A 14,339-nucleotide genomic window follows, 5' to 3' on the forward strand; every position below is an offset into this window, starting at 1 on the left:
AGGAGGTCGACGTGGCTTCAATCGGCTGGGCAACCCTGCAAGTCATCCCCTCTATGCAGGGCGCAACCGGCCAGATGACCAGTCAGATCGTCGGGCCGATGCGCACTGCCGGTCAGGCGGCCGGCCAGGCGGCAGGACAAGGTATCGCGGGTGGTATCGCTGGTGCCAGAGCGCAGGTCGAGAAGGCTTCGGAGTCGCTGGCGAAGGCGACCGACAAAGTCGCTGACGCCACTGGCCGACGGGGCCTCGCGGAGAAGACCCTGCAGAAGCTCATCGACGACGGTGTCACCGACACCGTGCGGCTGGCGACAGCAACCGAGCGACTCGAAGCTGCGAAGCGCAAAGAAGCTGCGGCGATGCGCGATGCCGACAAGGCCACGCGCAATCTCTCCGAGGCGGAAGAGCGTGCAGCGAACGCGACGGACGACATCGCGGACTCCGCCGAGAGTGCAACACGTGGCCTCAAGGGACTGTTCTCGGGACTGGACTCGGGCACGAAGAAACTCGCGGGGTTCGCTGCCGGTGCAGCCGGGCTGGGCGGTGCCGTCGACCTCGGGATGAAGTCCCTCGAGAACGGTGCCACGTTCGACAAGATGGCTGCGCAGATGGGCGCCACCGGCGACCTGGCCAAGGAGTACGGCAAGGAAGCGGGATCGCTGTACGCGCAGGGTCTCGGCACCTCGATGGAAGATGCTGCGCTCGCGGTGCAGTCCGTCGCGGTCGCATTCCCTGTGGCCGGATTCGAAGGTGAGAAAGCGCTCGGCGAGATCTCCGCGTCGGCGATGAAGTTCTCGGACATCTTCGACACCGACGTCTCCGAGTCGGTGCAGTCCGCTGCGCAGTTGGTCAACAACGGTCTCGCGAAGGACTCCACAGAAGCGTTCGACCTGATGACCGCAGCGGCGCAGCGAGTCGGCCCTGCGATGCGCGAAGAGCTGCCCGAGCTGATGGGCGAGTACGGCACGTTCTTCTCCTCGCTCGGCTTCAACGGTCAAGAGGCGTTCGGCATGCTGGTGAACGCATCCGCCGAGGGCGCGATCGCCATGGACAAAGTCGGTGACGCACTCAAAGAGACCGGCATCAAGGCCTCCGACCTCGGAGACCAGGGGGCGCAGGACGCCCTCAAATCGTTGGGTCTGGACGCGCAGCTGGTCGCCAACGATCTGCTGATCGGCGGCGAACAGGGCAAGTACGCCTTCCAGCAAATGGTCGACGGTCTACTCTCCGTCGAGGATCCGGCCAAGCAAGCCGAGGCGGCGATCGCCCTCTTCGGCACCCCGCTCGAAGACCTGAACAAGGCAGAGATCCCGGCATTCCTCGAAGCCATGGGCGGCGCAGGCGATTCGATGATCGGATTCGAGGGCAGCCTCGAATCCGCCTCGGACACCATGAATCAAGGTCCGCTCGCGGCGATGCAGAGCTTCGGTCGTGGCCTCGAAGAGAACGTCACCTCGATGCTCGGCGACAACGTGATGCCGATCCTCGGCGAGTTCACGGGCATGCTCGACGAGAACGAAGGCTCGATGCTCGGCGCCATCGCCGGTATGACCGGTATGGGCGGCGCTGTTGCTGGATTCGAAACGGCCAAGGGCGCATTCGATTCCGTCAAAGAGGGCGCCATGGGCCTCAAGGATGGTTTCGTTTCCGCCAAGGACACAGCGGTCGGACTCGCAGACAATGTCAAGAAGGGCGTGTCGGCAGTCAAGGACTTCGACGTCGCTTCGAAACTCTCCTCCGCGACAACGAAAATCTGGTCCGGAATCCAGTTGGCGTTCAACGTCATCATGTCCGCAAACCCGGTAATGCTCATCGTCGTCGGCATCGGCTTACTCATCGCCGCAGTCGTACTGATCGCCACGAAAACCACATGGCTTCAAACGATCTGGGACGCAGTGTGGGGTGGAATCACCGCCACCTGGGACTGGGCCTGGGGCAAACTGCAGGAAGGGTGGGAACTCCTCAAGCAGGCATTCGGTGCGATCGGAGACAAGGTCACCCAGGTCAAGGACTGGATCGTCGGAAAGTGGAACGAACTCGTCGACTTCGTCACGGGACTGCCTGGACGAATCGCTGCAAGCGCGTCCGGAATGTGGCAGAGCATCCTCGATTCCGCTGGCGCGGCTAAGGATTGGGTCGTCGGAAAGTTCGACGAGGTCGTTGGATTTGTGACCGGACTCCCGGGCCGGATCACATCTGCCGTGAGCGGCATGTGGGATGGCATCAAGGAGGCATTCAAGAATGCACTGAACTGGGTCATCAACAAGTGGAACAACTTCAAGATCCCGGCAGCCAAAATCGCGGGTGTCCAGGTCAGTCCCGAGATCAACTTTCCCGACCTGCCGCTGCTCGCTAGCGGAGGCATCGCAGGTCGCCGGAAGGACGGCACGCTCTGGGGACCTGGCACGCCGACATCCGACTCGATCCTCGGCATCGATCAATGGGGCATGCCCACTGCACTCGTCTCGACGGATGAAGGGGTGGTCAACGCCCAGGCCATGGCCAACGGTGGATCCGAACTCGTCGGCGCGCTCAATGCCGGCTGGACGCCGACCGCGGCCGAGTTGCACACGATGTTTCCGGACCTGCCGAAGTTCGCGGGCGGCGGCGTGCTGGGCGGCATTCAGGCCGGAGCAAATCAGCGCAAGCCGGTCGATGTCTACCGGGACTGGAGCATGGTCCCCACGACACCGCAGACGCCCGCACCGGTCAATCCCGAGGTGTTCGGCGGAACGAACTGGACACCCCCGGCGCAGAACTCGGGCGCAGGCAACGGTGTCCAGAACACTGGCGTGTCGTCTCCGTCCGGCGCATCGGGCACTCAGGGGACATCGGCTCCGTCAGGTGCATCCTCGGGCGGTGGCGGCGTCGGTGAGCCGTACGGCCTCCCGACCGGATCCAGCATCAGCTACGGGTCGGCAGGATTCCCTGACTGGGTGACCATCCTGGGGTCGACGTACGGACTGCAGCCGAGTACCTATCCCGGCCATCAGGAGAGCGATCGAGGAGAGGCGGGCTACGCGCCCAATCCCAATCACCTCAATCGTGGCATCGACTGGTCAGGTCCCGTGGACAAGATGCAGGCATATGCCGAGTGGCTATTGTCGATCGCTCCGAAGTCGGACGGCCTTGAGCAGATCATCTGGCAGAACCCGAACACCGGGCAGAAGATCGGATGGGCTGGACGAAGCGCTGATTCGAGCGGAAGTTATTTCGCTGCGGACTATTCCGGTCATCAGGACCACGTTCACACGCGGACATCGGCCTCTATCGGCGATTCCGCTCCGGACGTGGATGCTGCCCCGGAAAGCCCTGAATCGACAGGGGCGTCGACGTCGGCGCTAGCGGGCACCACCTCCACGACGACGGAAACGACCACCTCGCCGGAGAAGCAAAAGGTGTTCTCGGCGAGGGATCGAATCAAGACGATGTTCACCGACGTTGCCGGGATCTGGGCGGACTCCGCGATCGAGATCTTCGGCGTCGGTGAATGGCTGGATCTGGCGGACCGGTACACGATCACGCCGGGCACGACATCGTCGACGACATCACAGTCCGAGACGATGTCCAATGCCGAGGCGGACGCCGCGATCGTTGCCGGCACAAAAGACCCGGTCGATACGACGGTGCGCACAGGTCACGATCTGTACGCGTACGAGATCGCACGTGCAGCAAAGGATATGGGTCTTCCCGAGTCCGCTGCTGTGATCGGTGAAGCGACCGCCCTCGTGGAGGTCGGAGATCCGCTGAAGATGTTCGCCAACGCGGGACTGCCTGCATCGCTGCTGCTTCCGCATGACGCTGTCGGATCCAACGGCAGCTCGACCGGACTCTTCCAGCAGCAGAACTTCCCGGAGTGGGGCACGCTCGAACAACGGATGAATCCGTTCGAGAGCGCGAAACTCTTCTACGAGAAGTTCCCGCAGAACTGGGAAACCATGGATCCCGGTGCTGTGGCGCAAGCTGTGCAGCGCAGCGCGTTCCCGTCGAAGTACGCGGGCATGATGGGCCGCGGTAAAGAGTTGGTGGACAACACCTCTCTGTTCGACACCGGCGGCTGGCTGATGCCAGGCGAGTTCGGTTTCAACGGACTCAACGAGCCCGAACCCGTGCTCAAGAACGCGCACTGGAAGATCGCCGAATCCAACATCTCCAAGGTCGACGAACTCGTCGGTGCTGGCGTCGGTGGCGGCCCTCGGGTGCAGATCGTCAACAACAACAACCAAGTGATCGCTGACCAGGATTCCTGGCAGCGCGATCAGGCGAGCCGTCAGCGGACCGCCATCATGCGTTACGGAGGCTGACGTGGCAGATATTTGGATCGTCGGCGCGAACGGTCACCGCCTCGATGTTGCTGGACGCAACGCCGGCCGCCAGGGAATCACCCTGGCGGCCGGCCAGGTTCAAGGGATCTACGGGGCACCGATCAGCAGTGAATGGAAGCGCGCCGCTCGCCAGCGTGGCGGTTCGTTCAAATCCCGCACGTACCCGTGGCGGGACGTGGCCCTCGGATTCCACCTCTTCGGCGACGAAGGCGGCATGGACATCGAGCAACTCGACGGGCTGATGGATCAGATGATCACCGACGCCCCCGACGAGTACGACAAAGACGAGCAGCTCGCTCGGATCGTCATCAAGTCCAAACGCGACATTCGGCGTCTGTTCATCCAAAGATACGAGGACACCGACCTCGCACCGGAATTCGATCCGACACTCGAAGAAGAGCAGTACCTGAACCCGATCTACAAAGTCCGGTCTGCTCAACCGTTCTGGGAAGGACGGACGAAGGTCACCCATTTCGAAGCGACGACGACCGCGGCGTCCGGCTTCATCGAAGTGGCAAATCCAACGCCGATCCCGATGATGCAAACCTGGGTGCTCACCCGGGCGCAGTGGAACATCCCGGACTTCTCCTGGGATGGCAAGAAAGGCAAGCGGGTCCCGGGCGGCAAGTATCCGAACCGGATCGTGCCGTTGCTACCGATCGACTCCGTCCATGCCGGGGCGCGCATCAACTACGACCCGATGAAGCTGATGCTCGAATCCTGGTCGGGAACGAACCTGCTCGGCGAGAACGGCGGCCGCGAGTACTTCATGCACAAGATCCCGCCGTACACCCCGCGCACAAAACTGCCCATCAGCTATACCGGCGCACCCGCCGGAGGTGCCCGCGCCGAGCTGCATCAACCGCGACTGTGGCCGAAACCGTGGGGAGGTGAACTCTTGTGAGTGTCGACTTCACTCTCAGCCTCAAGGAACAGTGCGAGGCGATCTGGGAGGCCACCGAGCAGCGGCAGTGGGAACTCGACCGCGAGCGGCGCACAGCGCCTGTGGTGCGGTTGTGGACCGGCGCGAACGCCGACCTCGTGCACATCGTCGAATGCGAAGACGAGGCGTCATGGGAGGACCCCGACTGCGACACCGGCGTCGGGACCCTGAAGATCGACTTCTCGATGCCACAAGCGCAGTGGCTCAACGACATGTACGGCCGCATCCAACGCGGCGAGAAACGAAACGTCATCGTCTCGGTCGACTACATGGGCGACCGATGGTCCGGACTCCTCGAGGAGACCGACGTGCAGACCGACGAACTCGGTCACTCAGTTCTCACCGCGACGTTCCTCTCGGACTTCGAGCAACTGAAGACGAAACTGCTCTGGGCTACACCAACCATGCCGGCGGCGTTCCAGCCGATCAAGGTGTTTGGTCTCGCGGGCCCCTCGCCGTGGGTGCTGCTCGGCGCGCTGCACATCAACCTGTGCCGCGAGAACAACCCGATCCTCACCTTCCCCGACGACCCGCTCAAGCCCTCGTCGTGGTGGGAGGGCTTCGACATGTCCACCTGGACAGTCGTCGTCAAGCCCGGCAGCTTCATGGACTGGCTCGCCACCGGTGTTCCGTGGGCCAGGCTCACATCCCGATTCAAGTACTGGCACGAAGCGGCGCAAGCGATCCTCGCCGACTCCGAGCTCTCGCTGCAGTGGCGCCGCTGGTTCACCGGCGACCCGCTGCCATGGCCGGGCGCGAAGCTGCGTCACGGCGTACTCGTGGTGTGGATCGAAGACAAGTCCGGAGTGCACGCCGGAACTGCCAACGGCGGCACATGGTTCGACGGTCTCGTGCGCGCCATCCGTTCCTACACCGAGGATTTCGTCGAGAACATCGAAGAGACCATCACAGATATGCCAGTGGTCGGCGACTACCGAATCCCGGGTAAACGGCTCACCGATCCTCGTGTGCCGTACGTGTATTACCCGCCGGACAGTCCGGGGGTGCTCAGGTCGAGCTTCAAACAGCGACCAGCGCGTGCCGTGCAGCTCGTTACCGGTGGCCACTCGATGCCGGGCGTGAACGAAACCATGGGTGCACTCGTGCAAGGGATATTCGATGTCGTCGGAAATCTGTTGCAATTCGGCAGCATCGGCGGATCAATCGACCGAATCCTTGCCCCGTTCTACGAAAACACTGTGCTCGCTTGGATTGCCGTCAAGCTCTTGCGGCGTGCCCAAGTCTCCGGCGACTTCCGGTACTTCGAGTTCTTCATCGCCTCGGGAGGCAAGGCGTACACCCTCGACTCGCTTGCCGTGCTCCGTGCCGGCGCATTCGAAACACGCACGATCTTCGCCGGAGAAATGGAAATCGGCAACGCCGCACCGTATGTCATCGGAGCACCCGGCATCGGCCACTTCGGCAAGGGCGACCGCGTCGTCACCCGGATTCCAGGCGACATCACCCAACGCATGCACGTCGAACGAGTTTCGAAGAAAACCCTCTCGTGGGGCGTGGACCGCGCAGCGGACTTCGCCATCACCCTCGGCGGCGAAAAGCTCCAACAAGATCCGATCCTGCGCCTGATGGCCGAGATCGCCAACGGCAAATCCGAACTCAAGGAACTGGGGGTCATGGGATGAAAACGGACGAGATACCGCAACGCGAGAGCTGCAACCTCGACGATCCGGAAGAGATGTTCTGGTGGATGTTCGTCTCGATGCCCGAACTACGCGGCGCGCTGGCGATGCTCCCATTCGTCTACTACCGACTGATGTCGAAACGACTGCACGACTTGGGCGCCCGACTCAAGTGCGACGAGTGCGGACACATGGCCGAGCCGACGCTGAAGCTGCGACTGCCGCAAACCGAGGAGCACTGGATGACAGGCCTCGGCAAGTGGGTCCCGATCGACGAACCCGACCCGCCGCGAACCGAAGCGAAAGACCTTGTGCGCCAAATGCCCAAAGAACTGCGCGACGAACTTACCGACGCCCTCGACGCCATCAAAGCCGAGGGCACCGCACACCCGATTGCCCAGAAGGAGCACAACCAATGACACTCACCACACCGGCATTCGATGCCCGCTTCATGCTCAGCAATTCACGATCGAGTCGCTTTGGCGCCGCGGTCACCAACGCCTACTGGCATACCGAGGAAGGCAACGCCTCGGCCGTTCAACTCGCCGGGTTCTGTGGCAACCCCGCGAACAACGCGAGCTATCACGACATCATCCGCGATGGCATCGTCTGCCACGTCGTCGACGACGACTACGCATCCTGGTCGGTGCTCAACGTAAACCCGTCTTCGTACAACCTGTGCTTCGCCGGATCTCGCGCAGCATGGACCGAGGCACAGTGGATGGCACGCGCCGACGACATCCGTGTAGCCGTCTGGCTCACCCTCGAAGTCTGCCGACGCAAGGGCACCATCGCCACCGAGATCCTCGCCGAGGGCGGGGGACGGTACCGGCGCGGATCCGGTATCGCCGACCACGCCTACGTCACCAAGATTCTCGGCATCGGAAATCACACCGACCTCGGTCTCGGATTCCCGTGGTGGTTCGCCAAGCAGATCCTCGCCGAGTACCTCGCACCGGAACCGGTCAAGCCGGTCGTACTCAACGCGATCGACGAGGAGTACAAGCGCATTGGCGCTGAGGGCTCCTGGCTCGGGAAGCGGATCACGCAAGGTGAAAGTGACTGCCGCACCCGGGGTGGCAAGTTCGCCGAATTCGAGAACGGCTCGATCTACTGGTCACCTGAAACCGGCGCGAAGGCTATCCCCACGCTGCTACTCGGCGCCTACGCAAACCGTGACTACGAGAACGGACCACTCGGCTACCCGATCGGTGACCACACCGTCCTCACCGGACCGGATGGCAACGCGTGGGGCGACGTTCAAGGATTCGAAGGCGGACCGCTCTACCGCAAGTACGGACAGACCGGGCACCGAGTCCACGGCCTGATCCTCGCGACGTGGCGGCGAGCCGACTTCGAGAACGGTGAACTCGGCTGGCCCACCTCCGACGAAATCGCTCTCGCCAACGGCGACATCGTCCAGCACTTCGAACGTGGCGACATCTTCTACTCGCCTACAGGGACCGTTGCCCTGCGCCCGCAGGACGGACCGGACCAGCACTTTCCAATCGCGCACTGACAGGAGCACTTTGACATGAGCAAGTTCATTACATCCAAGTTCTGGGCCGACACCGCCGAACGAACTGTTGCCACCGCAGCCCAGACCGCGTTGGCGACGATCGGTGCCGGTGCGCTCGGATTTCCAGGCGTCGACTGGGCGAGTGTCGCATCCATCTCCGGGCTCGCTGCCGTCCTGTGCATTCTGAAGGCTCTCGCCGCAGGAACCAAGGGCGATCCCGAATCCGCCAGTTTCATCGGCTGAGCGCGTGACGTGGCTGCAAGAGTGGTACGACACGATCGGCGTCAGCACCTTCCTGCTTGCAATCGTCGCGTGGCTGATCGGCCGGCGGAAAGGTAAGGCCGACATCGGGAAGATCGATTCCGAGTCGGGGAAGATCGGCGTAGAAGCGGCGCAGATCATCGCACAGACCGCAACCGATCTACTCGTTCCACTATCGGAGCGGGTAGGCAAACTCGAAGCTCGGATCGATGTTCTCGAGGCGGAGAACGAGCACAAGACGAAGCTGCTCGACTCCGCGATCCGGTTCATTCGAGAACTGTTGCTGTGGATCGAGAATCACGCACCGGGACGTCCACCCCCGACGATTCCTCCAGATCTGGAAAGCGAGCTGCAGAGATGACGTCACCTGACCCGACCCGGCCGTATCCGGCGGGGATGCTCGACGGACTCGGAGGAATCGCTGCGTGGGCGGACAAGACTCGCGCTGAGTACGAGAGCGAGATCCTTGGCGATGTTACCGAGTCGACGAAGAAGATCAAGCTGTTCGGTGGGGGCGTAGCCGACACTCAAACCGAATTGGCTGGGCTGCAGTCCAGGACCCAGAAGCTCGAAGGTGTCATCGGCTACGCCCACGCATACGCGAACGGCGGAACCTCACTCTCGCTCGGCTCGGTGAAGTATCCGATGTCGAACCAGATCGGACCTGTCGTGGGCGCAACCATGACCAACGGATCGTTCATCCTCGGGTCCAAAGGGCTATGGGTAGCCGACGGTCAAGCGACTTTCGATTTCCTGAACATCGGCGTGAAAAAGATCAGCTTGACGTTGAAGGTGTATGCGCCCAACGGGTCTGAGCATTTCAAACGCACGTCCATATTCGACACCGGCGAGCAGAACACGCGAGCGGTTCACATGCCGTTCACGGTTCCGTCCGCGGGCTACTACGTCGAACTGTGGGTCAACGCCGCGATCGGTCGCGGTGTGTTCGGCGGTAGCGAATGGAATGGCCTGTCGGTCAGCAAGATCAGTACCGAGGAGAATTAGGAGGCAACTGTGACCACAACTCTTGTCGAGGACCCGCAGTATCCGCCGATCGACTACTTCCGCGGTTGGCCGCCGATCGAAGTGCGCACTGACGCCGAGTGGCACTATCTCGCGTGTCTCACGATCGCCGAGAGCGGGATCCTCGACGGCGATGTCGACGCCATGGCGCTCGCTCTCAAGTCCAGTGCTGCACGAGAGCAGGCGTACCGCGACGAGATCGTCGCCGGTTGGGCCGCCATCGAAACGGAGGCGCACGCGATGAACGACGCCATCGACGCAGAGGAGGTGAACACATGATCGGATGGGAACCACTGCGCGACGTCATGAGCATCACCACCGGCGACTTGATCTTCTCGCGTATCCGAGACGAAGGACCGATACCTGCCGGAACGGTCATCGAGATCATCTGGGACGACGGCCCGACATGGCCGGCCACCTCGATCCTCGGAAACAAGGTGAGTTGGCGCATCGAATCAGCCGAACTCACCGACATCGACAGCGGCGACACCTTCACCGTCTGGGTCCGATACCCGAACGGCGACACCGAAACCACCGACGACTACGAGTGGATCAAAGGATCCGCTCAACGCCCTCTAGACGAAGGATTCTGACATGGCACTTGTATGCCCCGTCGCAACCGCCAACAGCATCGCGACATCCGCAGCAGCACTCGGCTCGACCTTCGGGCTCCACACTGGCAGTCCTGGCCCCGCGGGCACCGCCAACGAGGCGACAGGCGGCTCGTACGCACGCCAGACTGCAACTCCCGCCGCGGCGGCGCTCGGCGTCGTGGTGTGGTCGCAGATGACGTTCCCGGTCGCCGCGAACACGTACACCCACATGACCCGGTGGAACGGTTCGACGCTGGTCGAGGTGATCGACAATCCGGACATCATCATCAGCCCGTCCGGCGAAGCCAAGGTCAACCACAAGGTGACCATCCCGTACGCGCTCCCGGCCTAAGCCATGAGGTTCCCGGCCCCGGACGTCGGGGTAGCCCGCTTTCCAGGACCGGACATCAGAGCAGCCCGGTTCCCTGGCATCGACGAGGGCACGGTCCCATTTCCTCCGGCGCCGAAGCTAGTCGTCCGCGTGTCCACCGAAACTGTCATCGACATCATCTCGGCAGGTGTCGTGATCGGTGTGCCGTGGCATCGCTCCGAGACCGTCATCGACGTCATCTCGACACCGGCGGTCAGCGCGTCCGTCACGATCGACACAGAGAGTGTCGTCGACGTCGTGTCGGAGACGATTCAGATCATCGACGTCGTGAACTCCGAGACGATCGTCGACATCGTTTCCGGAACCACAGTGAAACCGTCTCCGACCGTTGGCACGAACACCGTCGTGGACATCGCATCCACCAGTTCGGTCAAACCGTCACCGACGATCAACACCGAGACCGTCATCGACATCGTTTCCAGTGCGATGGTAATCCCATCGCCCACCACTGCGGGCGAGACGACTATCGACATCGCGTCGACCTCGACAGTGAAACCATCGCCGACCGTCAACACGAACACTGTCGTCGACATCATTTCTGAGGGAAGCATCACCACGTTCACGACATCGGGTGCAACACTCACCGCCGAGAACCAAACCGGCAGCACCACACCAGCCAAAACCACAGGGTGGGTTGCCGATACAGCGACGTACCCAGGCAGCACGATCGTGAGCAACGGCGTGCAAATGCGCGGCACGAAAACGGGTGCCAAGTTCAAGTTCGCTGGGCCGGTCTACTGGACTTGGTCGGGCAACGTCAACATCGCGGCGTACGTCGGCGGCGTGCAACGAGGCACCACCGCAGTCGTCAACCTCCCGAACGCATACACCGAGTACCAGCGCAGCGGCGAGATAACCATCGACGTAGCCAACGGCGAGGTTGTCGATCTGTACATGTGGGCCGGTCAATCGTTCGGCGTCACACGTCGAGTCGGATTCAAATACTGGGTCGAATGACTCGGACGACAAAGCCCCCACCCTCATCGCATGCAGTGGTGGGGTCGGGGGCCTTTCGGCGTTCGAGAGGCTCACCGACGAGTGGGACTGCGAGCGCACTATAGGTTGGCCTTGCGCAACCGTTGCACTGGACGGTGCACAGCTAGGGGCAGCCCACCTGGCCGATCTTCGGCCCCGGCCAGGTGGGCCGATGCGCGCCGCCGCCCGCTGAAAGGAATCGGCGCGCAGAATGGGCGGCCCGCCGACTTCTGTGTGGCAGCGACGGCGGGCCGGGTGCATTCCGGGGTTGATGGTCGGAATGCAGGGAGGAACCTTACCAAGCCGTTACCGGGCGTCAGATTGCGACCCGCAACAAAATTCCCCCACCCTCATTGGACGGATTCAACACGTCGTTGCGCACGCAGGTCATAATTCGCGGATCTCGAACGAGTTGTCATTTTATGACGAATGCAACACCGAGCCGCGCCTAAATCCCGGTCGCGTTTCATGAACAGCCGCGGCGCTGGGCTTCCCTTACCCTCCCGATCTGCACGGTGGGGTGGGGCAAGATAAGTCAGCGGACGCGACGATGGCCGAGGGGTACCCCCAGCGGCTGAGCTGTGACCAGTGAGCTGAGCAATCGAGTTGCGACGGCAGCGATAAAAGCGCCAGTTCCGAGACAGAACGCTAACCGTTTCATGACATCTCCATTTCAATGTTCGCTCGGTCGACTCAACGCATATGAACCGCAGACGACCTCAGCCGATCCACGCAACCAGGGCAATCGAGCCGCCAATGCACGAGGCGACCAACGATGCGTCGACCAGCAGTCCGGACCAGAACGAGTCTTTGGCACCCGCTCCCAAATTTCGTAGCTGAACCATAACCTTCCCCTGTCGCAGGTTCTCGAACAGGAGATTACCCAAGCCTATCGATTTGCTGGCATCGTTGGGAGCTAACTCACACACCGAAAAAGGCCCACCGACGAGAGTGTGATCAGCACGCCGGTGAGCCTTGTGCGCGCCGGGAACCGTGACGGAATCGACGCGCAGCCTCAGATGGCCTCACCGAGAAAAAGCAGCGTGACTTGCGAGGCCCCGGCGAGGCGATGCACTCCCACTGCCGCAGAGAAGTGGGAGCGCAGTTCGTGGTGCCCCGCCGGGCGGGATGGGAGTCTCAACCGGCGGGGCGCACGCCATACCCGAGTACGGAGTCGGGTGATGCCGCCGTCGAGAATTTACGCGGCGGTGATCGAGGATGCCAGTCTTCATTGAGTCACAGATAGTTGCGACAGGTAACTACCGCATTTCTGTAAACGCCTGGAATCGAAGCAGCCCCGACGGCCACACAAAGAGGGGACCGACGGGGCCGGTGAACACCGACGTCTCCGCCGAGCATTTACATCTCGACAATACATGTCACGGTAACCGAATGGTAGCCGCTGTACTGCCCTTACCCCCGACTTCGCCCTGCCGTTCACTACCTACGCTGGACGTGCGCTACCAACCGCGTTCCCGGCGGGGATCTTCGTGGTTGTCGGCACTCTTTCGATGGGAATCACATCGGCCGGACACACGTCGCGGTGATCATGCTGGAGACGCAGCCGTTCAACCGGCGGGATCCACACACCGTCGTACACCAGCGCTCCACAGCGTCGGCATTCCGTGCGATAAACGCTATTTACCATCAGCGACTGCATCTTTCACTGTCCTGGGATCCCGAACCGCCTACAGGTTAGTGCGTCTGGCCGGACCGCGTGCTCCGACCTCCGTCGATCGTTCCGGCGGACTATGCAGGTGCGCACACAACCTGGGCGGCTCACCCGGCGGCTCGTCAGTAACGCACCGGGTGAGCCTTGGCATGCGACCCGGCAGAGGTCGGCATGCCCAGAGCGATCCACCGGGAGCGAAAGTTTGGGGGTTCGACTCACCGGCAGATCGACGTCATTATGCCCGGAGTGGCGAGGTCGTAAACATCCGAGGGGTGAGGCGCCGAAGAAATCTCCAGAGGCTCGGCCAGGTCGACTCTTCCCACCGCCCCGGCTGGGCCGTGCACACCGGGAACCCACTTCCCGAAACCCGGCATGCAGTTCGAGCGGCCCGCCAGTGTGTGCGAGTGTCAGCTCCTTGCGGGCCGTGCACGTCGATGAGCCCTTGATGTCCCATCGCCATGCAGTTCACCGCACGCTCTCTCAGAGTGATTCGCTACGCGTAGGGACGAACGATTCATGGGAAAATGACAGCCATGCCTTCAGGATTCGCAGCGTGGGTCAAAGACCAGATTTCCGCCCGCGGTTACCAGAGCCCAGAAGAGGCTGCACGGGCAATGGGGATTTATCCCTCTCTGATGCGCCAATGGACGACGATCGCACGATCCCCCACTCCGCACGTACTGCGGCGCGTAGCAGCTCTGTTCGACACCCCTGTGCCGGAGGTGCTGATTGCCGCCGGGTACATGACCGAGGAAGAAAATGTGCCGCTGTCGCCGATTCGGATGTCCCTGCAGCAGTTGTCGAACAAGCAGATCCTCGACGAGATCCGCCGCCGGACTGCCGGCGACACGGGAGGGCCGCCGATTCCTGTGCGAGTGAACGGAGTCCTGCACACCCCGGATGGCCCGCTCCTGTGACAAACGCCTGTGAGACACAGGAGACGGGCCGAGCGCGCCGATCTGCGGCACGCTTGTGCGGGTGGCCCGTCGGCTTCTGTGTG

Annotated in this window: 14 protein-coding genes; 13 read left to right on the top strand and 1 reads right to left on the bottom strand. The window is 62.3% G+C overall.

Annotated elements, in window-relative coordinates; translation table 11 throughout:
* Positions 1-11: 11 nt before the first annotated feature.
* From EHW12_RS17680 to EHW12_RS17735, 12 genes are all read left to right on the top strand, one after another.
* Positions 12-4,301, top strand: a complete 4,290-nt coding sequence (locus tag EHW12_RS17680) for a hypothetical protein (RefSeq protein WP_125051338.1) — start codon at positions 12-14, stop codon at positions 4,299-4,301.
* 1 nt (position 4,302) lies between these two features.
* Entirely contained in the window at positions 4,303-5,226 is a 924-nt protein-coding gene (locus EHW12_RS17685; protein WP_125051340.1) for a hypothetical protein, read from the top strand.
* Positions 5,223-6,908, top strand: a complete 1,686-nt coding sequence (locus EHW12_RS17690; RefSeq protein ID WP_125051342.1) for a hypothetical protein — start codon at positions 5,223-5,225, stop codon at positions 6,906-6,908. The genes EHW12_RS17685 and EHW12_RS17690 overlap by 4 nt, the downstream gene beginning before the upstream one ends.
* Positions 6,905-7,324, top strand: a complete 420-nt coding sequence (locus EHW12_RS17695; RefSeq protein ID WP_125051344.1) for a DUF2744 domain-containing protein — start codon at positions 6,905-6,907, stop codon at positions 7,322-7,324. The genes EHW12_RS17690 and EHW12_RS17695 overlap by 4 nt, the downstream gene beginning before the upstream one ends.
* Positions 7,321-8,424, top strand: coding sequence for a hypothetical protein (locus EHW12_RS17700; RefSeq protein ID WP_241198993.1), 1,104 nt, complete (start codon positions 7,321-7,323; stop codon positions 8,422-8,424). Before EHW12_RS17695 ends, EHW12_RS17700 begins: the two co-directional genes overlap by 4 nt.
* Positions 8,425-8,439: 15 nt before the next feature.
* The gene (locus EHW12_RS17705; protein ID WP_125051346.1) at positions 8,440-8,667 is read left to right on the top strand and encodes a holin; all 228 of its coding nucleotides are present in this window, start codon (positions 8,440-8,442) and stop codon (positions 8,665-8,667) included.
* Positions 8,668-8,671: 4 nt separating this feature from the next.
* Positions 8,672-9,046 (top strand): hypothetical protein, encoded by a 375-nt coding sequence (locus EHW12_RS17710; RefSeq protein WP_125051348.1) that lies wholly within the window; start codon positions 8,672-8,674, stop codon positions 9,044-9,046.
* Positions 9,043-9,690, top strand: a complete 648-nt coding sequence (locus EHW12_RS17715) for a hypothetical protein (protein ID WP_125051350.1) — start codon at positions 9,043-9,045, stop codon at positions 9,688-9,690. Before EHW12_RS17710 ends, EHW12_RS17715 begins: the two co-directional genes overlap by 4 nt.
* A 9-nt stretch (positions 9,691-9,699) precedes the next feature.
* The gene (locus EHW12_RS17720) at positions 9,700-9,987 is read left to right on the top strand and encodes a hypothetical protein (RefSeq protein ID WP_125051352.1); all 288 of its coding nucleotides are present in this window, start codon (positions 9,700-9,702) and stop codon (positions 9,985-9,987) included.
* Positions 9,984-10,301 carry a hypothetical protein gene (locus EHW12_RS17725; protein WP_125051354.1) on the top strand — a complete coding sequence of 106 codons (318 nt, stop codon included), beginning with the start codon at positions 9,984-9,986 and terminating at the stop codon, positions 10,299-10,301. Before EHW12_RS17720 ends, EHW12_RS17725 begins: the two co-directional genes overlap by 4 nt.
* 1 nt (position 10,302) lies before the next feature.
* Complete coding sequence (locus EHW12_RS17730) at positions 10,303-10,653, top strand: hypothetical protein (protein ID WP_241198994.1); 351 nt, start codon at positions 10,303-10,305, stop codon at positions 10,651-10,653.
* Positions 10,654-10,782: 129 nt separating this feature from the next.
* Positions 10,783-11,649, top strand: coding sequence for a hypothetical protein (locus EHW12_RS17735; protein WP_125051356.1), 867 nt, complete (start codon positions 10,783-10,785; stop codon positions 11,647-11,649).
* Between the two features lie 737 nt (positions 11,650-12,386).
* On the opposite strand, the gene EHW12_RS35900 is transcribed toward EHW12_RS17735, so the two are convergent.
* Positions 12,387-12,512 (bottom strand): hypothetical protein, encoded by a 126-nt coding sequence (locus tag EHW12_RS35900; protein ID WP_265153802.1) that lies wholly within the window; start codon positions 12,510-12,512, stop codon positions 12,387-12,389.
* Positions 12,513-13,872: 1,360 nt separating this feature from the next.
* Between EHW12_RS35900 and EHW12_RS17740 the strand changes: the two genes are divergently transcribed.
* Positions 13,873-14,256: an XRE family transcriptional regulator gene (locus EHW12_RS17740; RefSeq protein WP_125051358.1), complete on the top strand. Its 384-nt coding sequence runs from the start codon at positions 13,873-13,875 to the stop codon at positions 14,254-14,256.
* Positions 14,257-14,339 lie beyond the last annotated feature (83 nt).

The organism is Rhodococcus sp. NJ-530 (genome assembly GCF_003860625.1).
Taxonomy (GTDB): Bacteria; Actinomycetota; Actinomycetes; order Mycobacteriales; family Mycobacteriaceae; genus Rhodococcus_F; species Rhodococcus_F qingshengii.